We start from the raw sequence: 18,358 nt of genomic DNA on the forward strand, positions 1-18,358 counted from the left end.
CATCTAGAAACCCGGTTTCTCAAAGAAACCGGGTTTCTGCTCTTTGTTAGGTTACATTCATTTGTGCCCAATTACTTACCAATTAGCCAAAATCATTGAGCGCACCGAAAGCCAGCGATGATTTGTCGCACGCCCGGATAATACCAATTGCGAAAACTCGATCGCAGGGATGGAGCATGAGTTGCCCAACTGCCACCTTTTAAAACTCGGTGTTCTCCATCGAAATATGCTTGAGAATAGCCAGTATAAGGATAACTTTCAAATCCTGGATAAGCATCAAAAGTTGAAGCTGTCCACTCCCAAACATTGCCTAACATATCACAGCAGCCAAAGCTACTGGCTCCCTTTGCAAATTTATCAACTGGGGCTGTATTCCCAATCTTATTGCCGTGATTGCATAGGGATGAATTCGGTAATTCTTCTCCCCAAGGATAGGTGCGCTGAGTTTGATTTGCTGCATCCCAACTGGCTGCTTTTTCCCATTCCGATTCTGTGGGTAGTCGCTTGCCGACGAAATTGCAGTATGCTTCTGCTTCGTACCAACTGACACCGCAAACTGGGTGGTTGTTCCTAGCGGGATTGTCTGACCAGTAAAGCGGGCGATCGACTAAATTAGATTGCAGCCATTTCCAACCTTCTGCGGACCACCACTGAGGGTTTTGATAGCCGTCAGATGCCATGAAATGGCGGTATTGACTGCAAGTGACTGCATAGCGGTCGATCGAGTATTTGTCCAAATAGCATAGGTGGCGCGATCGCTCATTATCCAAAGCTTCAACGCGATCGCTTCCCATGTAAAATTCCCCGGCCGGAATTTCAATCGCTGAATTGGGCATTGGCAATTCATCGGCAATTGGTCGCCCCCTCTCCCCCTGGCCCCTCTCCTGCTGCATTTGCAACAAAAAAGCCACGGTTTCGCAGTGCTGACTTTCATGTTGAATAATAAATTGCCACAGACGCTCTTGCTGTGCGATCGGCGCTATTTCCAAATAATCCAGCACCTTTTTTCTGACCGCATCCAGATATAATTCAACTTCGGGAATTGTCGGCAAATAAACCCGTTCTTGCTTCGGTAAAATATCAGCAGCAAACAGCTTGTGATACTTAGGAAATACTGGTTTAATTTTACCACATTTCTGCAATAGCCACAAATCCTCCGTATAAGCAATGTGACCTAAATGCCAGCCAACCGGACTAAATTCTGGATGAATTTGCCTACAGAAAGTATCGTAATCCATCCCTGAAAATAGCTCGAAAGTGCCGCGACGACACTGTTGCAAATCTCGATAAATAGCCTCTCTACAAGATAGAATTGATTTTGAGATCACCGTCTTTTCCCGTACTAATAATGCTTTGTGGTGGACACAGATGCCAATTGCCGATAAATAAAGGTTCGGAAGCAATAATCACCGCTTCTGGAAAATTCGGGTCGTCCCGCAGCCAATAGAGGGAGGGAGGAGCCTTTTTGGAAGCAAAGCGAGACGCAACTAACTGTTTTCCATCGCTGACAATTATATTAGCTGAAAATTCTACTTCATGGAAGTTGGCTAGTTCTGCCAAAGTTGTTAGTGCATTTTGCAAAGCGACTTCTAGAGTCATATTTGGCGCTGTCAATTCATTGACAAACAGACCAAAAATATGCTCGGAATCTGTAGTACCGTTAATTAATTGATAGGTGGCATCGTTGAGGCGATCGCGAATTGGTCTGTAAAGACTTTGCCGAAAATTCTTCACAAAGCCGTTGTGAACAAACATGAGACGGTTGTACCCAAAAGGCTGACAGTTGCTCAAATCCACAGCTTGTCCCACCGTTGCACTGCGAACATAGGCGAGAGCACATCCTGATTCCACGTATCTACTGATACTCGGAAGGTTGATGTCGCTCCAAATTGGTTGTATATTTTTATAGACAAACGGGTCCGTATCTAGGTGGGAGTGATACCAACCAATGCCAAAACCGTCAGCATTGAGTAGACCTGAAGTCATTTCGCGGGGTTGGTAACTCTGCACAATTAAGGAATGTTCCGGCTTGTACAGAAGAGAATCGAGTAAAATCGGCCCGCCGAGATAGCCAAGCAAACGGCACATAAAATTTTTCTAGGAAATTGAGAGAGCAGAAGGTATAACCCGAATAGGCTAGAACTTACTACATTATTTAACTTTTATCAAAAACAGTTAAGATTAATTAACAGTATCACCCCAGTAGCACAAGGAGAATCTTGAATGTTCCTCGACGAACTCATCCCGGTAGTCAAAGAATTGTTCCAACAGCCGATCGCATTTACGGGCGGATTTGTGTCGGGCCTGCTACGACTTAATCTTCAGGAAGACCCAGTGAAAAGCTGGATCGATGAGCAAGCGGGTTCAACTTCCTACACACCACCCGCCAGCGAAACCACCAATCCGTCAAGTAACGGGCCTCAGTCAATCTCGATCGACTGAATACAGATAAGCAGTTAACTTTTCGATTGCATCAAGTCAACTGTTTCAGTTGACACCCAAATTGTGTGAAAGCGGGCGACATTGTATCGAGCTCGCTTTCCCCGACAACGTAACCGAACTTATATTGTGTACCTATTACCAAATTTTTTTACCCAGCTCAGAATTGTCTTCCAAGTCAATCGATTCCATAGATTGTTGCTTCACACGGCCAGCCATCGCCGCCAACTGCAAACTCATAAAAGCATTCAAATCTTCCAAGTCGCATTTCGCTGACGAGAAAACGTGCGCTATTTCATTTTCGGCTTCCAAGGTCAGATATCCAGCCGCAATAGCTTTTTTTACAACGTCACGAATCACCATGATTTCTAGATTCCTTACTAATTCTCAATGTACAAACAGTCGATTAATTCCTAATTGGAAGTCTTAGAGACGACTTCAGAAAAGTATTGACATTCTCTCAATTCACGAGACTCTTGTTTCACCATTCCCGACATAGTTGCTAGCTGCAAAGTCATAAAAGCATTTAAGTCTTCTAATTCATAGGTTGTGGTGGTTAGCATCCGGCGCAAGAGATTTTCTGCTTCAATAGTAAGATAGCCGATGGTCATAGCTTCTTGGGCAAGGTCGCGAATCAGTACCATAAAACTTATTGCTTTCAACATTGGGGTAGCTTCAGTATCGACAATAGCCATGGATTTGACGGTGACGGGTAAGGTCTAGTTTGTGTGACATTGTGGCTTTCATGCAGTGACTGCAACAGTTGTAAACTGTGACTAGCAGTGGAGCTAGATGTGACTTCGATCACAATAGCCTGGAGGGATGGCAAGAAAAATCTGGGTTCCGCCGAAGCCAGAAGTGCTTGGGCATTCTATCTGTGGCACTCTCAAGGACACTCAACGTCTATAATCAGCAAGTTAAATATTTACGACAGACTATGGAACCAACTCATAAAGATTTGCTACAACAAATTGCCGGACTATCGGAAACCTATCCTAGTTTGGCCGATCGACTCGCACACTCCGCCAAGCAACTCCAACAATCGGGCCTTCCTCCGTCAGAAAACTTGCTGCAAGAAATGGTGAGTTACAGTCGCAATTTTTCCGTCGTCCAAAAACAAGCTCTCGAACTCAGCAACAGTGCTCTAGTATCTGGAGAAATTACCTCCCTCCAAGAAATTCAAAACTTAGTCCAGACGCTCGCAGCTTCTGAAGGGAAAGCAGAAATTCGCTCCCAAGCCCTAACAGTGATCGATCGAGTATTAGCGATCGCCCACCGGGAACAAAGCGACTTTGGGCCACTACAATCAGTACATAGTAAAGCCCGCGAGCTTCAGCGCGCCATTGCCGAATCAACCCCAACTCAACTGCACTCCGATGCAGAATCCTTAGTCAGCGGCAAACACCCAGTGGCGGCAGTGCTCACCCTCGTCGAACAACAAGATAAACTAGATGACGAACAGTGGGTCATCCTGGAAGAAACCGTCAGCGCCGCCTTTGGTAAACAAATAGCTGTTGCCATTTCCAGAGGCAAATTGACCGTTACCGAAACACAAATCTCCCCTCAAATAGCCCCACCAGCCACAGTTAAACCCGTACCAGCACCAGTTGCTGAACCATTACCAGAAGTCATCGTCATCCCGTCGGGAAAGGTCGCGCCCCCGAAACAAGTTGCAGTGGTGCCAGAAATCAAAATTTTGGAATCACCGGCACCCTCAGCCCCCATGCACGAGGTGATTATTGTTCCCAGCATGGAAATGCCTAAATCTCTCCAGACAAAGGGCTCCGGGAACATTGTCTTTGGGGCACCGACAGGGGCTTCACCAGCGCCCGTAGAGGGGGCTGTGGGATTAAAAGTTTTGGTGCACATTCAGGGAATTGGCGATCGCACTTTTGGTTCTCAACAATACGCAGGAACCAAAGCTCAAGGGCGGCGCGTCGAAGGATTTCAAGTGAATTTAGAGCCTGCAATTCCCGGCTTAAAAGTCGAGTATATGGCTCACGTTGAAGGTGTCGGCGACACTCCTTGGGTGAGCGAACAGGAATTAGCAGGTTTCCGGGGTAAGGGGAAACGAATTGAAGGATTTGCTCTGCGATTGAGCGGGGACCAAGCTAGTAAATACGACATATTTTACAATGCTCACATTCAGAATATCGGCGACACCAAAGTAGCCTCCAACGGCGAATATTGTGGCACTCGCGGGAAAGCTTTGAGAGTAGAAGGTATCACAGTTTGGGTTGTGCCATCAGCCAAGGCTCAACCAGCCCAACCAGTCAGCTTAAAAGTGTTAACACATATTCAAGGAATTGGCGATCGCACTTTTAGCGATCGAGAATATGCCGGCACTCGCGCTCAAAAGCGTCGCGTCGAAGGGTTTCAGATTAAAATAGACCCTCCCGTCGCCGGTCTCAAATTGCAGTACATGGCCCACGTCGAAGGTGTTGGCGATACCGCTTGGATCGAAGAAGGAGAGTTAGCAGGATTCCGGGGAAAAGCTAAGCGGATTGAAGGATTTGCGGTGCGGCTAACGGGGGCCGAGGCTGATAAATACAACGTACTTTACACTGCTCACATTCAGAATATCGGCGATACTCCCACTGCTTCTAACGGTCAATATTGCGGCAGTCGCGGCAAAGGTTTGAGGGTTGAAGGGCTAACAGTTTGGGTTGAGGCTAAGGCTTAACATCAATTCTGGTGACTGTAGGGGTGTTTCATCCCAACTTCGGGTGACTCACCCCCTTTTTGATTTTAGTGGCTAATTTCTCCCCTCCCTGGGGGGATATCATTCTCAAATTTTAGGAAAGCTAAAATTTGAGAATGATATCTAAATATCTTGCTCGATCCCCTTTATTGTTACTGCTCAATAAGCTATAACCCAACCATCTTTGTCCAGTCCCCCATCTCCCTCTGTGTTCTCTGCGTTCTCTGTGGTTAAACCATTCCGATGCAACGGGAAACGATATAATTCGCGATCGTTTTGGGATAGAGACACGGCAATTCCGTGTCCTCAGTTACTTACAATAAATCTTGCAATTTCTCATCTTCTCCCAATACTTTGATTACCTGTTTAATCTCCTGGGTTCTATCTTTTTTCACAATCAAAGTCACATTGCCATCTCTGACAACTACCACATCTTCTAAACCAATGGTGACAATGACTTCATTCTCATCCGCTGCATAGAAAATGCCTCCTTTGGTATCAATGCCGACGTGTTTTGCTAATTCGACATTCGGCTTGTCTCCTTGTAGCAAACGGGCGATCGCATTCCAATCTCCCAAATCGTCCCAACTAAATCCTACAGGCAAAACACAGGCTTTTTGCGTCTTTTCCATCAGCGCATAATCAATGCTAATTTTCGGCAATTCTGAGTAAGCCTGGGCCCCTTTTGCCTCCAAAGCAGCCATCATTTCTGGTACATAATTGCGCAATTCTGTCAAGACAGTGCCAACTCGAAACACAAAAATTCCGCCATTCCAACTAAATTTGCCACTGGCTACAAATTCCTCAGCGGTGGCGCGATCGGGCTTTTCGGTAAACCGGGCGACGCGATAGGCGGGAAAACCCCCAAAACTGCCGATTTCCTCCCCTTGTTCGATGTAGCCGTAGCCAGTGGAAGCATAACTCGGTTTGACTCCCAAAGTGGCGATCGCATCCTGATTTTTCGCCAAATCCGCCGCCGCGGCCAAAGTCTTCTCAAACTCCTCCGGTTCCCCAATCCAGTGATCCGCGGGGAAAAACCCGACAACCGCATCCTCACCGTAACGCTTAGCCGTTTCTATAGCCGTCCAAGCCACGGCTGGCGCAGTATCCCTCCCCTCCGGTTCCGCCAGCAAATTCTCAGGAGGTAGCAGCGGCAACTGTTCTCGCACACCCTCAGCCAACATTTCTGACGTTACTACCCACAAATCTTCCCAGCCGTTACCTAATGTTAATAATCTTTCAGCAGTAGCTTGCAGCAAACTCTTACCGCTACCATCGAGACTCAAAAACTGCTTGGGGCGCTGCTTGCGACTTAGCGGCCAAAAACGTTCGCCTTTACCGCCGGCGAGAATCACGGGAATTAAGGTTCTGGTCATGATTTGAGGTTAAACAGTTCACATCTATTTTGCCTTGATAGCTTGAGGGATGCAAGGGTTATGGGTTATGGGTTATTGGTTATGGGTTAAAATAACCAATAACTACTTCGATAGCTCAGTATTTAGTTCGTTCACAATCCGGCGTTTTAACGGGATCGATTTGTCTCTAGGCAGCAAATTAAATACTTTTCTAAAGGCATCATCTACCTCTTCAAAAGGTACTTGTCCTTTCGCATTAAAAACAATTTTTCCCGATTGGTCGAGAATCACTGTTTGAGGTACAAAGCCTTCGTAATAATGGCTCGGATTGGTTAATTCTGGTGCTGATTTGGCAGGCAGAGAATCGATTGATACAGGTATAAAATCGGCTTCTCTACCGTAAAATTCCTGGAGGTTTGAGACAACTATAGCGTATTGCTTGCAGTCGCTACTATCATCAGTGTAAAATACCAGTAATACTGGTTTTTTGCGTTTGAAGGAATCTTTGATCGTGACTTTGGGAGGGACTAGGGAACCGTTGCCGCCATAGAGGGCAAAAATTGTACCGTCGAAGCGATCGTCTGTGAGAGTTGCGTAGGCTGGTGCTGGGCTGATAAACAGGATGAAGCTAAGGGCGATCGCCAAAGTTAAAACACTAGCAGATAAGATTCGCCGCCGCCAGCCTTTGCCAGAAGCAATAGTAGCAATTAAATTTTGGTAGTTGGAAAATATCATAGTTTGTTGGCAGTTGCTGTAAGGTGGCGAAAAAGTGTGCAAAACACGATTAATTTTATCAGCAAATGTCGGCAAATGCTGGTCAGTAGGTTAAATTGGTTTTTGACTACCTATTTTAAGATGTTTTTAGTTGCGATCGGCACTAAGATTCAGCTCAACAAGACAGCAGGAGTCTCGCCCTCTACCGATCGAGGTGAGCGTCGGGAGGAATGCGCGTGAGTGAAGACATCCACCCCTGACCAAAACCGACAATCTTTAGATGTTGGAAGGTTGATGCTGGGTAGTTGACATAAAAACTGACAATTAGGAATTGACAACAAATGATTGCTTTACTTGACGTAATTCTCGCTCAAACGCCGGCTGCTAATGTGGCTGGACCTGATCCAATTAGTGTGTTTGAGGCGATTGTTTTAGGAATTGTCCAAGGATTAACCGAATTTTTGCCCATCAGCAGCAGCGCTCATTTGAAGGTAGTTCCAGTGGCTCTTTGGGGCCGCGATCCCGGTGTTGCTTATGTTGGTGTAATTCAATTGGGCAGCATTGTGGCAGTGCTATTGTATTTTTGGAAAGACTTGACAACTATAACTATTGGTGCATTTAAAGCTATTAGACGCTCTGACTATGATTCCCAAGAGTTTCGGATGGCCCTGGGAATTGGTTTGGGTACTATACCGATTATCTTTTTTGGACTGTTAATCAAGATATTTGTTAAAGATTTTGACAATTCGCCACTGCGGAGTTTGGGGGCGATCGCCATTGCTTCCATCGTCATGTCCTCACTATTAGCAATAGCCGAAAAAACAGGCAAGCGTCAACGGGATTACGAAAAATTAGAAGTCAAAGATGGTATCATCATGGGATTAGCTCAAGCAATGGCAATAATTCCGGGTGTTTCGCGATCGGGTTCTACCCTCACAGCAGGATTGTTCATAGGATTAGAAAGAGCGGCGGCGGCAAGGTTTTCTTTCTTGTTAGGAATTCCGGCAATTACTCTGGCTGGTTTAGTTGAGTTGAAAAGTGCTTTGGGTGAAGGGGTAGGTGAAGGTGCTGTTGTCGCTTTGATAGTGGGAACAATTTCAGCCTTTATATTTTCCTATATTTCCATCGCCTGGTTGATGAAATTTCTGCAAACTCAGAATACCTGGATTTTTGTCTGGTATCGGCTGGCCTTTGGTGTGGCGATTTTAACTGCCCTTGCTGGCGGTGCATTGAAAGATCCCTCATTATTATAGAACCTACTTTCCGGCCTGTTTCACAATATGAGAACAGGCAATAAAGCCTGTTTCATCATGTGGTAACAGGCTATTTGGTCGCTCCCAAATCGGTAGAATAAGCATCTATAACGCCTAATAATTATAGAATTTTTACGGGAGTCAATATCATGGTCGAACATAGCGATCGCCAAAATGCAAAATTAGCTCTGATTCTGGTAGTTCCTGCTGCTAGCATTGGTGTAGCAATGTCCTTATTTATTGCTCCCGGAATAGTCGGCACTATAGTTTCAGTATTGGGCGGACTTTGGCTACTATTTTTACCAATAGCCTGGTCTGTTTTGCGCGATCGCTACCAACTGCATTTATCCAGACCAAAATATCAAGAATTGTTAGTAGGCATAGTTTTGGGACTATTAATGTTCGGGATAATTATGGGTACTTACTGGCTGTTCGGTCAACAGTGGATCGATGTGGCTGATGCCAAAACCAAGGTGCAACAAATGGGGCCTGTCAATCCTATATTGTTTTTAATAGTCCAAGGCTATTTTGTACTAATCAACTCATTGATTGAAGAATTTATTTGGCGCTGGTTTGTCTACAAAAAGTGTGAGATTCTCATACCTGGAACCGGAGCTATATTTCTGAGTGCTATGTTTTTTACTCTTCATCATATCATTGTTTTAGCAGCTTATACGCAGTGGCAAGGAGTGATGTTAGGCTCCTTAGCAGTATTCCTAGCTGGGGTAATTTGGTCGTGGTGTTATCTCACCTATCGTTCGCTTTGGGCTAGTTACATCAGTCACGCGATCGCTGATTTAGCCCTGTCAATTATTGCTTGGAAAACAATTTTTGGCTAATGTGCCGTTTGAGAGGAGGGCGATCCGCCGTGAGGACTTCTACAAGCTATGATAGATCCGACAGCAAGCTATCACCATTCGGCTTTCGCCGATGCTAAGCGATGTCTACCGAAACATTAATTAACTGGCTAGAATCCAACACCGAATTAGGCATATTATCCCGCGAGATTTTACAGGCGATCGCTAGTGAAATACAACTGGCAACCTTTGGGCCTGGATTTCGAGTGGTACTCGAAGACACGCCTGTCACAAATCTTTATATCCTAAAGCGAGGACAGGTCGATCGATACCGCCGCAAACAACCGGGCTTGATGTGGGCTAGTAGTTTATTACCAGGGGCGATCGTCAATTTATCTGCCCTCCAACGTTCACAACCAGCAGATAGTCGAATTGTCGCTAGGACAGAATGTCAATTTTTGGTAATTAATGCCGATCGCTGGCGCAGTTTGCTCGCAACATATCCACCCATCACCGAAGCCTATACCCAACGTTTAGCGACGAAATTAGAGCAGCTAGAAACAGAAATCGCCTACGAGAGAGAGCGTCAAAATGCTCTCCGCAGCTATCTAGTACCCAGGGCGAAACGGGGAGTAATTGGGAATAGCCGTTATGCGGTGAAATTGCGCCAACAAATTCGCGCAGCATCTAGCGACGATCGAGCCGTATTAATCTCTGGCGAACCGGGGTTAGAAAAAGATAATTTAGCAGCTTTAATTCATTTCGGTTCTCATCGCCGCAGCGAGCCAGTGATTCAGCTAAAAAGTGCCTTGCTTCAGACAAATGGAGCCGAATTATTCGGGCGTTTGGGCGGTAAACCGGGACTCTTGGAATGGTTGGGTGAAGGGACATTAATTTTAAATGATGTCCAAGAATTACCAGAGCAATTATGCCCTCAAATTCAGCAATTATTAACTAATGGAACCTATACACTAGCAGTAAAAGAAGGACAAATACCACCGCCACCCCGTTCTAGTAATGCTCGGATAATTTTAATTTCAGAAAGCGTTCAACCCCAGCTCGATAAACTGACATACCATAAGATTAAAGTACCCTCATTGCGGGTCAGGAAAGCAGATTTAGAGGCACAGGTTAACTATTATCTCAACCTCCTTTGTCGCCAAAAGAAATTAGAAAAGCCCCAAGTCACGCCGGAAGCTATTCGCCGTTTGCAAGCCTACGACTTTCCAGGGAACTTGCGGGAATTAGAAGGAATGGTCGATCGCGCTTTAGTTCAAGCACAGGGAAATCAGGTATTAACAGAAGAAGTGTTTTGGGCCCAAGCAACTAAGAAACAAAAGTTTCGGCTGAATTTATTAAATATCTATCCTAAATTTCGGCAGTTTTTACGGAGCGATTGGTATCCCGATCGCGTGAATTACTGGTTTACCAGTTGGATATTTGCATTGGTGGTAATCATCCTGTTTGTCGCCCCCCAAGATAGACAACATAATTTTGCCCTCAATATTTTTTGGGCGTGGTGGTGGCCCTTAATTTTATTATTATTTCCCCTGATTGGGCGGTTGTGGTGCGCTTTTTGCCCGTTTATGATTTATGGAGAAATCGTCCAAAAACTCTCGCTGAAAATTTTCCCTCGAACTCTCCATAAATGGCCGCGGCAACAAGCTGAAAAATGGGGTGGTTGGTTTCTCTTCGGACTATTTACCCTCATATTTCTGTGGGAAGAGTTGTGGGATTTAGAAAACACCGCCTATTTATCCAGTTGTTTATTGTTACTTATCACCGCCGGAGCAGTAATTTTTTCCCTAATCTTCGAGCGACGATTGTGGTGTCGTTATTTATGCCCAATCGGGGGAATGAATGGCTTATTTGCTAAACTCTCAATTATCGAACTCCGCGCCCAACAAGGAACCTGTGCCGCTGAATGTACTACCTACCAGTGTTATAAAGGCGGGCCTGGCTTGGGAGAAGGATTAACCACTAATGGATGTCCGATTTATTCCCATCCCGCCCAATTAACTGATAATAAAGATTGCGTCTTGTGCATGACTTGCTTAAAAGCCTGCCCCCATCGATCGGTAGAATTAAATCTGCGCCCCCCCGGCATCGAATTATGGACTACCCATGTTCCCCACAGTTATGAAGTCGCCCTCTTATTTCTATTATTAGGCGGCATCTATCTCCATCGCTTACCTGAAATCAATGATTTATTAGGACTAGGCATCAATTTAGACCAATTTATCCCTCATTTAGGAATTTCGATCGCGCTGTTAATTATTCCGCCCCTAATTCCCCTTGGTGCCTATGCAGTCATGCAGGCAATTTATCAATTGGGAAAAGCAGAAACCATGCCATTTACCACCTATAAACCTCTTTCATTTGTCTCCCTCGCTTACGGTTATTTACCCCTAGTCTGGGGCGGGAGTTTGGCTCACTATTGGCGATTGGGTTTGCAGGAAGGCGGCCGAGTGATTCCCGTCACTTTTGCCACTTTCGGACAAATTAGAGACGATTTACCGAGTTTTGTCGGCGATCCGGCGGTGATTAGTTTCTTGCAAGGCTTAACTTTAATTGTAGGATTGTTAGTAACGATATTTGTGACTCAAAAAATTGCCAAGCGCTCCCTTAAATCTTTGATGCCACAGCATTTAGCTAGTTTGTGTCTGATGGTAAGTTTGTGGTATGCGATCGTGGGAAACTAAAATAATTTATAGCCGACGATGAAAGCTGGCCTATTTTCAGTCGATCGCGCTTCACTAAGGGCTATTTTTTTCCCGCATGGCGCGGTTGACAAAATAGTTAAATTGTGATAAATTTGAGAATAAAAAATAAAAAAATAAATTCAAAAATAATTTATCAAACTTGAACCAGCCCGTGCAAAATTATGAGCGAATTATCAACAAAGCCAGCCCTAATTACCAAAGTCATCCCCGACAGCATCGCTGCGGAAATTGGATTTGATGTCGGTGACTCAATCCTTGCCATCAACGGTGAAAAACCCCGCGATTTAATCGACTATCAATTTCTGTGCGCCGATGAATTTCTCGAACTAGAAGTATTAGACACTAAAGGCAAACTCCACAAATTAGAAATCGAAAAAGATTACGACGAAGATTTAGGTTTAGAATTTGAGACAGCCCTTTTTGACGGGCTAATTCAGTGCAATAATCGCTGTCCTTTCTGCTTCATCGATCAACAGCCACCGGGAAAGCGCGAAACTCTCTATCTCAAGGATGATGACTATCGATTAAGTTTTCTCTATGGTAGCTATCTCACTCTCACAAATCTTACTCAAAAAGAGTGGGACAGAATCGAACAAATGCGACTTTCTCCTCTCTATGTTTCCGTACACGCTACGGAACCGGAAGTGCGAATTCGGTTGCTGAAAAATCTCCGGGCTGGGAAAATTTTAGAACAAATCAAATGGTTTCAAGAACGTCGCCTACAAATTCACGCTCAAGTTGTTGTTTGTCCGGGCATTAATGACGGTGAACATTTAGAACGCACTTTGTTAGATTTGGCAAAGTTTCATAGGGGAAATATCCCCACGGTTGCATCGGTGGCTGTGGTGCCTGTGGGTTTAACTCGCTTTCGTCCAGCGGAAGATGAACTAATCGCTGTCACACCAGAAAAAGCGCGAGAAGTAATCGCGCAAGTGCAGAAAATTCAAGCTGTTTTGAGTCAAGGTAAAAAAGGCACAACGGCGAAAAAGCTGAAGGCAAAATTCACCCCCCCCAACCCCCCCTTGCTAAGGGGGGGAGAAGATTTAAGTTCTTCCTTAGCAAGGGGGGGAGAAGATTTAAGTTCTTCCTTAGCAAGGGGGGGAGAAGATTTAAGTTCTTCCTTAGCAAGGGGGGGAGAAGATTTAAGTTCTTCCTTAGCAAGGGCGAAAAAGCAGAATGCAAAATCCCGCTGTATTTGGCTGGCTGATGAATGGTTTTTAATTGCAGGTTTGGATTTGCCGATCGCCTCTGACTATGCAGATTATCCCCAAATTGGTAATGGTGTCGGTTCCATCCGCCAATTTATCCAACAGTTTGAAACTGCTTTCGCTAAACTGCAACCGCTGCAAGTTAATTCGGCGCGAAAATTGATTTGGGTAGTGGGAAATGCTGTGGAAAAAGCTTTTGAGCCGATCGCGCATCAGCTCAATCAAATTCCCGGCTTGGAAGTTAAGATGGTAGCATTGTGTAGCGACTATTGGGGGCAAAAAATTACTGTCACAGGTTTGCTGACAGGCCAAGACTTGCTCGCAGCTTTGCAGGGAAAAGACCTGGGAGATGGCATCCTACTGCCCTCGGTGATGCTAAAACAAGGGGAACCGCGTTTTTTGGATGACATGACCGTCTTAGAGCTTGCTAGCATCCTGAAAACGGAGATTTTCCCCGTTACAGGAGTTGAGGAACTAATCTCAGTGGCGATCGGTCTGGTGAATGCTGAGGTGCGATCAACTAATCAACAGACAAAATAGGTGTAACACCTTTTTTGAGTTTCAGAATGGAGATATGGTGAGAGCAGTTTTGCCGATCGGGAAATTTGCAGGTACTCACCTCGGCACTTATTCTAAGCTGGGACTTCTGAGTTTAAACTGAAATTAGAGACCTCTGTCTTGCTTAAAAATTGTCTCTGGAATTGCAGAATAATTTAAAATTTATGCGTGTTTTTCGTCAAATCGTGGTAGTAGGAGTAGGTGCTGCAATTACTTTCGGCAATGTGGGACACAGTGCTGCTGCACAGTCTGCGGCTCAGTCCCCGGAGAATTCGGCCCAAAGTAATCAGCTACCTGTGGGAGAGAATCTTAAATTAGAATCGCAAACAACCCCAGAACAACCATTAGAGTCGATCGCCCTTTCCCCCTCAAATCAGTCTCTGGAAAACTCCCCGACAGCTAATCCCCAGCCACTAGGCTCTAATTCCCAAAATGCTGACCAAACTCCACCAGTAGTTGGAGTCGAAAGTGCCACACCAGCACCAACTGCGATCGCCCAGGGTGTACCTTCCCCCCAAAACCCGAACATCATTCCAGTGCCGAGTTCCCTGACACCACCACCAAGCAATACTCCGGGCGAAAGTTTCCCCCCTCCAACTCCCAAAGGCATATTACAAACCCAGCCTCCCAGAACCCTGGAACCCAACCCCAATCCGCTGTTGTTTCCAACTCAACCTCTTGATGTCAGGATTGAAGAAACTCAGTCCATTAGCTTGCAACAAGCAGTGGACCTCGCCCGTCGCAACAGCCAAACTCTGCAAATTTCTCAACTGCAATTACAACAAACTCAAGCAGCCGTGCGGGAACAACAAGCAGCTTTATATCCAGACCTCAATTTTCAAATGAACGCGACCCGCTCTTTGAGCGCCGGTGGAGAAATCCAAGTGCGGAGTCAGCAGCGAATCAACAACTTTCAAGCAAACCAAACCGGACGGCCGGCCGCCCAAGCCACGCCAAATTTCGCCAGTAACAGTCTCAACAGCACTTTGCAGTTAAGCTACGACGTTGATTTGTTCGGCCGCCGGAGTGCTAACATCCGCGCGGCCCAGGAACAGTTGCGCTTGCGAGAACTGGAAGTGGAACGCCAAGCCGAACAACTTCGCTTTGATGTGACTGATGCTTACTACAACCTGCAAGATGCAGACGGACAAGTGGCCATTCGCCAAGCATCGGTGAGAAATGCTCAACAAAGTTTGCGGGATGCCGAAGCCCTGGAACGGGCAGGAGTAGGAACTCGCTTTGCCGTGTTGCAGGCCCAGGCCAATTTGGCCAACGAACAGCAGCAGCTAGCCAATGCCCGCCGCGATCAGCGCATCCGCCAGCGTCAGTTGTCTGAGCTGTTAAATATCAGTCAGTCCTCGAACTTGACGGCGGCAGACCCGGTGGAGCAAGCGGGTTCTTGGAGGCTGTCTTTAGAAGAAAGTATCGTGCAGGCTTTTAAAAATCGTGCTGAGTTGGAACAGCAGTTGGTACAGAGGGATCTGAGCAAGCAGCAGCGTCGATCGATTTTGGCCGGGCGTTTGCCTCAACTGAATGTTTCGGGCAGTTACAACGTGCAGGGGCAAAACTCTGAGAACCCTAATCCCTTTGCCGCTCACGGCTGGGCGGACGGTTATGCCATCCAGGCAAGTCTGACTTGGAGTATCTTTGACGGGGGCGCAGCCAAGGCGAGGGTGAAACAGCGCGATGCTGATATTGCGATCGCCGAAAGTAGATTCGATCAAACCCGCAACCAGGTGCGCCGGGAAGTGGAACAAGCTTATTTTGGCTTGGAGTCTAGTTTTGAGAATATCGAAACTTCTGAGGCTGGGGTTTTGCAGTCGAGGGAAGCCCTGCGTTTGGCCAGACTGCGCTTTCAAGCTGGTGTCGGTACTCAGACGGATGTGATTCAGGCGGAAACGGATTTGACTAGGGCTGAAAGAAACCGACTTTTGGCAATTATTGGCTACAACCGCTCGCTTTCTTCTCTCCAGCGGGCGGTGAGCAATCTTCCCGGTAACAATCTCTCCAGAACTCCTTGAGCTGGGGGCATTTTCCTTGGACGATCGGAAAAATAGGCGATCGGGCATTAAATGTCCGATACAATAGTTAATATTTTGTAATAGAGAACCAAGTCACTGCGTTAAGGAATCGGTAATGGGCAATATCAAGTTTGTGAAGGAAAATCAGGAAGTCATCGCAGCAGACGGAGCCAATTTAAGGTTCAAAGCTCTAGAAAACCGCATCGATTTGTACACTTTTTCGGGAAAGATGATGAATTGCGGAGGCTACGGTCAATGTGGCACTTGCATCGTGGAAATTGTCGAAGGTAGTGAAAATCTTTCCCCCCGCACTGACTTTGAGAACCGCAAGCTCAAGAAAAAGCCCGATAACTATCGGTTGGCTTGTCAAGCTTTGGTTAATGGCCCAGTGAGTGTCAAGACCAAGCCATAACTGCCACTGGGCCTTGGGCCCACGGCTGTTTCATTCTCCGAAAAACAGGGATAAGGTAGGGGTAGTGCCTTTCTGTGCCTACCCCCCTCTTACTTTCCAATTCTCTGCCTTCTACCTTTGATACCAATTTAATGTGAAGTTGCATATATCTCGATCCCCCTCGCATCCCCACCCCCCCCTAGCCCCCCCCCAAGGGGGGAAGGGGGACTTTGAGCAGAATCTTGTTCCCCCCTTATTAAGGGGGGTTAGGGGGGATCAGATTCTATGCAGCCTCATAAAAAACTGGTATGAGTGGTATCCTAGTTGTGTGTATTTTCATACTTTTTAGATAGAGGCTGGCGTCTTCATGGAAGTTAACGATCTAGGGTTTGTGGCAACCATTCTGTTTGTACTGGTTCCCAGTGTTTTTCTAATCATTCTGTACATTCAAACAGCTAGCCGTCAAGGCAGAAAAGATTAGTAATTTCTGCTATTTTTGTCTGGTTTTGTGCATGGCAAAAAAAGCGCCCATAGCTTTTTGCTTTGGCGCTTTTTTAATGGTTCATACCGATTTTAGATTGGGGATTTTGAATTTAGCCTGTCGTCCGGGCTAGCAATACGGGACAATTAGCATAGACTCGCACGTAGTCGGAAAGAGAGTTTCCTAGGAGTCGATCGAGATCGACAAAGGACTTGGCAACACTAGGACGGCGATCCGGTGAACCAATTACTAATAAGTCAGCATTCAGTTCATCTGTAAACCTACAAATTGCTTCCCCAGGCTTGCCTGTGGCACTAACGCAGCGGTAGCTAACTCCCATTTGTTTCGCCAGTGCTACTGCGGGCGCTAATACGGGGTCTTTTTCAGCACTTGCGGTAACATCTTCCGTCGCTTTTCCAGTCAAATCTTTAGTGACGTGGACTAAAATTAGTTGTCCGCCATTAATATCCTTGACTAAAGATAGGGCCAGGTCCAAGGATTGTTTGGCGGATTCCGATTTGTCGATCGCCACCATAACACGCTTAATTTTTTTGACGTAAATATCGTCTTTTACTAATAGCATCGGCCGGGATGTTAGCTGGAAAACATACTGACTGACCGAATTTTCCAGAATAGATTGCAGTCTGCCAAACCCCCGCGAACCCATGATTACCAAGTCAGATTGTTCTTCTTCAGCCACTTGGCAAACAATCGTTTTTGGGTCTCCTTGTTTGAGGCGGGGATTGACTTTGCTAGGGTCTATTTTTAAAGATTGAACCGCTTGTGCTAAGATCTTGCCTCCTTCTTCTAACTTGTCGGCCATTCCGTCCGATGTTACTTGAGGTGGCACGACGTGCAAGACAGTGACAGAGGTTTGTTGCAAGGAAGGGATGTCCATCAACATATTAAACATCTCTTCGCACAGACCGCGGCCAGCCACGGCTACTAAAATTTTTTCTATCATGGTTTCTTTCGTGTGGAAAAAAGTTGAATTTTTGTGTGCGAGGTTGAACTCGTCGCCCAAAGGCAGAACTCGTTAGTTACAGATGCAGTCAAAACATCAGATATCAACATTTTGACTTTCTGCCTTCAGCATAGGCCACTTCTGCCTTCGGGTAGTCGGAGTTGAGGAATCTAGTTTGCTAAAGTCAAGCATAAGCTTGAAGTTTGCTTTATGATTTGTAGAAATGTAGCGTTTTGGAACGATTTGTAAAGTGTTAGAGAACGATCGAACTCAACCTCAACTCGCACCTGCGGGCGCTATTCAAAGTCTGTCTTCGATGGAATCTGGAGGCTGGTTTGAATATTTGGTGCGAGTATACCCTCACCATACCGACTACAGCGGTGCCGTTTGGCATGGTACTTACCTTACCTGGATGGAGGAAGCCCGTGTGGAAAGTTTGCGATCGATCGGCATTGAGTATGCTGATTGGGTGGCCCAGGGCTTAGAATTGCCCGTGGTGGAACTTTCCTTGCGCTACCACCGCGCCCCACAGATGGGACAAGCTGTGGCCATCAAAACGCGGATGTCTGCTAGTGAAGGTGTCCGGCTGCTTTGGGACTACGAAATTCGATCGGCTGACGGCGAGGAATTGTATGCGACAGCCCAGGTAACTTTGGTGGCGGTAGATGGCGAGAAGGGTAAAATTATTCGCCAATTACCACCCCTGCTGAAGGATGCTTTTGCAAGACTTTCTATTAAACCTTGATCCGAAAC

Annotated in this window: 18 protein-coding genes; 11 read left to right on the plus strand and 7 right to left on the minus strand. The window is 46.1% G+C overall.

Translation table 11 applies throughout. From position 1 onward, the window contains the following. Positions 1-92: 92 nt before the first annotated feature. Together AAFP11_RS10355 and egtC are read right to left on the minus strand one after the other, a co-directional pair. Entirely contained in the window at positions 93-1,328 is a 1,236-nt protein-coding gene (locus AAFP11_RS10355) for an SUMF1/EgtB/PvdO family nonheme iron enzyme (RefSeq protein ID WP_341736983.1), read from the minus strand. After that, positions 1,300-2,088 carry an ergothioneine biosynthesis protein EgtC gene (gene egtC / locus AAFP11_RS10360; protein ID WP_341736984.1) on the minus strand — a complete coding sequence of 263 codons (789 nt, stop codon included), beginning with the start codon at positions 2,086-2,088 and terminating at the stop codon, positions 1,300-1,302. The genes AAFP11_RS10355 and egtC overlap by 29 nt, the downstream gene beginning before the upstream one ends. Positions 2,089-2,223: 135 nt before the next feature. Between egtC and AAFP11_RS10365 the strand changes: the two genes are divergently transcribed. Beyond that, positions 2,224-2,442 carry a hypothetical protein gene (locus tag AAFP11_RS10365; protein ID WP_340518771.1) on the plus strand — a complete coding sequence of 73 codons (219 nt, stop codon included), beginning with the start codon at positions 2,224-2,226 and terminating at the stop codon, positions 2,440-2,442. A 135-nt stretch (positions 2,443-2,577) separates the two neighbouring features. On the opposite strand, the gene AAFP11_RS10370 is transcribed toward AAFP11_RS10365, so the two are convergent. Further along, entirely contained in the window at positions 2,578-2,805 is a 228-nt protein-coding gene (locus AAFP11_RS10370; RefSeq protein ID WP_340518794.1) for a hypothetical protein, read from the minus strand. Between the two features lie 47 nt (positions 2,806-2,852). Further along, positions 2,853-3,083 (minus strand): hypothetical protein, encoded by a 231-nt coding sequence (locus tag AAFP11_RS10375; protein ID WP_341736985.1) that lies wholly within the window; start codon positions 3,081-3,083, stop codon positions 2,853-2,855. Positions 3,084-3,211: 128 nt separating this feature from the next. Here AAFP11_RS10375 and AAFP11_RS10380 point away from each other — a divergent pair, with 128 nt between their 5' ends. Beyond that, positions 3,212-5,122, plus strand: a complete 1,911-nt coding sequence (locus tag AAFP11_RS10380; RefSeq protein WP_341736986.1) for a hypothetical protein — start codon at positions 3,212-3,214, stop codon at positions 5,120-5,122. 332 nt (positions 5,123-5,454) lie between these two features. Here the strand turns inward: AAFP11_RS10380 and AAFP11_RS10385 are convergent, their stop codons facing one another. Both AAFP11_RS10385 and AAFP11_RS10390 read right to left on the minus strand, forming a co-directional pair. Further along, positions 5,455-6,516 carry a mannose-1-phosphate guanylyltransferase gene (locus AAFP11_RS10385; RefSeq protein WP_341736987.1) on the minus strand — a complete coding sequence of 354 codons (1,062 nt, stop codon included), beginning with the start codon at positions 6,514-6,516 and terminating at the stop codon, positions 5,455-5,457. 102 nt (positions 6,517-6,618) lie between these two features. Beyond that, positions 6,619-7,230 carry a thylakoid membrane photosystem I accumulation factor gene (locus tag AAFP11_RS10390; RefSeq protein ID WP_341736988.1) on the minus strand — a complete coding sequence of 204 codons (612 nt, stop codon included), beginning with the start codon at positions 7,228-7,230 and terminating at the stop codon, positions 6,619-6,621. 36 nt (positions 7,231-7,266) lie between these two features. On the opposite strand from AAFP11_RS10390, the gene AAFP11_RS10395 reads away from it, so the two are divergent. The 8 genes from AAFP11_RS10395 (at position 7,267) to psbM (ending at position 16,641) form a co-directional block, all read left to right on the plus strand. After that, positions 7,267-7,449, plus strand: coding sequence for a hypothetical protein (locus tag AAFP11_RS10395; RefSeq protein WP_341736989.1), 183 nt, complete (start codon positions 7,267-7,269; stop codon positions 7,447-7,449). A 101-nt stretch (positions 7,450-7,550) separates the two neighbouring features. Beyond that, entirely contained in the window at positions 7,551-8,462 is a 912-nt protein-coding gene (locus tag AAFP11_RS10400; RefSeq protein ID WP_341736990.1) for an undecaprenyl-diphosphate phosphatase, read from the plus strand. 149 nt (positions 8,463-8,611) lie between these two features. Further along, a complete protein-coding gene (locus tag AAFP11_RS10405) occupies positions 8,612-9,301 on the plus strand; it encodes a type II CAAX endopeptidase family protein (protein WP_341736991.1) in 690 nt (229 codons plus the stop codon). A 101-nt stretch (positions 9,302-9,402) separates the two neighbouring features. Next, positions 9,403-11,961: a sigma 54-interacting transcriptional regulator gene (locus AAFP11_RS10410; RefSeq protein ID WP_341736992.1), complete on the plus strand. Its 2,559-nt coding sequence runs from the start codon at positions 9,403-9,405 to the stop codon at positions 11,959-11,961. A gap of 182 nt (positions 11,962-12,143) precedes the next feature. After that, positions 12,144-13,730 carry a DUF512 domain-containing protein gene (locus AAFP11_RS10415; protein WP_341736993.1) on the plus strand — a complete coding sequence of 529 codons (1,587 nt, stop codon included), beginning with the start codon at positions 12,144-12,146 and terminating at the stop codon, positions 13,728-13,730. A 182-nt stretch (positions 13,731-13,912) separates the two neighbouring features. Then, positions 13,913-15,769, plus strand: a complete 1,857-nt coding sequence (locus AAFP11_RS10420) for a TolC family protein (protein WP_341736994.1) — start codon at positions 13,913-13,915, stop codon at positions 15,767-15,769. A gap of 115 nt (positions 15,770-15,884) precedes the next feature. Continuing rightward, positions 15,885-16,181: a 2Fe-2S iron-sulfur cluster-binding protein gene (locus tag AAFP11_RS10425; protein ID WP_340525874.1), complete on the plus strand. Its 297-nt coding sequence runs from the start codon at positions 15,885-15,887 to the stop codon at positions 16,179-16,181. A gap of 346 nt (positions 16,182-16,527) precedes the next feature. Further along, positions 16,528-16,641, plus strand: a complete 114-nt coding sequence (gene psbM, locus AAFP11_RS10430) for a photosystem II reaction center protein PsbM (protein ID WP_015177760.1) — start codon at positions 16,528-16,530, stop codon at positions 16,639-16,641. A gap of 112 nt (positions 16,642-16,753) precedes the next feature. Here psbM and AAFP11_RS10435 read toward each other — a convergent pair whose 3' ends face one another. Beyond that, the gene (locus tag AAFP11_RS10435) at positions 16,754-17,605 is read right to left on the minus strand and encodes a universal stress protein (protein ID WP_341736995.1); all 852 of its coding nucleotides are present in this window, start codon (positions 17,603-17,605) and stop codon (positions 16,754-16,756) included. Positions 17,606-17,855: 250 nt separating this feature from the next. On the opposite strand from AAFP11_RS10435, the gene AAFP11_RS10440 reads away from it, so the two are divergent. Continuing rightward, positions 17,856-18,350 (plus strand): thioesterase family protein, encoded by a 495-nt coding sequence (locus AAFP11_RS10440; RefSeq protein ID WP_341736996.1) that lies wholly within the window; start codon positions 17,856-17,858, stop codon positions 18,348-18,350. Positions 18,351-18,358 lie beyond the last annotated feature (8 nt).

Source organism: Microcoleus sp. CAWBG640, assembly GCF_020883015.1.
Taxonomy (GTDB): domain Bacteria; phylum Cyanobacteriota; class Cyanobacteriia; order Cyanobacteriales; family Microcoleaceae; genus Microcoleus; species Microcoleus anatoxicus.

Coding starts and splice junctions, on each gene's coding strand:
- egtC (WP_341736984.1), bottom strand. CDS start 2,088: ATGTGCCGTTTGCTTGGCTATCTCGGCGGGCCGATTTTACTCGATTCT.
- AAFP11_RS10365 (WP_340518771.1), top strand. CDS start 2,224: ATGTTCCTCGACGAACTCATCCCGGTAGTCAAAGAATTGTTCCAACAG.
- AAFP11_RS10375 (WP_341736985.1), bottom strand. CDS start 3,083: ATGGTACTGATTCGCGACCTTGCCCAAGAAGCTATGACCATCGGCTAT.
- AAFP11_RS10385 (WP_341736987.1), bottom strand. CDS start 6,516: ATGACCAGAACCTTAATTCCCGTGATTCTCGCCGGCGGTAAAGGCGAA.
- AAFP11_RS10390 (WP_341736988.1), bottom strand. CDS start 7,230: ATGATATTTTCCAACTACCAAAATTTAATTGCTACTATTGCTTCTGGC.
- AAFP11_RS10400 (WP_341736990.1), top strand. CDS start 7,551: ATGATTGCTTTACTTGACGTAATTCTCGCTCAAACGCCGGCTGCTAAT.
- AAFP11_RS10405 (WP_341736991.1), top strand. CDS start 8,612: ATGGTCGAACATAGCGATCGCCAAAATGCAAAATTAGCTCTGATTCTG.
- AAFP11_RS10410 (WP_341736992.1), top strand. CDS start 9,403: ATGTCTACCGAAACATTAATTAACTGGCTAGAATCCAACACCGAATTA.
- AAFP11_RS10415 (WP_341736993.1), top strand. CDS start 12,144: ATGAGCGAATTATCAACAAAGCCAGCCCTAATTACCAAAGTCATCCCC.
- AAFP11_RS10420 (WP_341736994.1), top strand. CDS start 13,913: ATGCGTGTTTTTCGTCAAATCGTGGTAGTAGGAGTAGGTGCTGCAATT.
- AAFP11_RS10425 (WP_340525874.1), top strand. CDS start 15,885: ATGGGCAATATCAAGTTTGTGAAGGAAAATCAGGAAGTCATCGCAGCA.
- psbM (WP_015177760.1), top strand. CDS start 16,528: ATGGAAGTTAACGATCTAGGGTTTGTGGCAACCATTCTGTTTGTACTG.
- AAFP11_RS10435 (WP_341736995.1), bottom strand. CDS start 17,605: ATGATAGAAAAAATTTTAGTAGCCGTGGCTGGCCGCGGTCTGTGCGAA.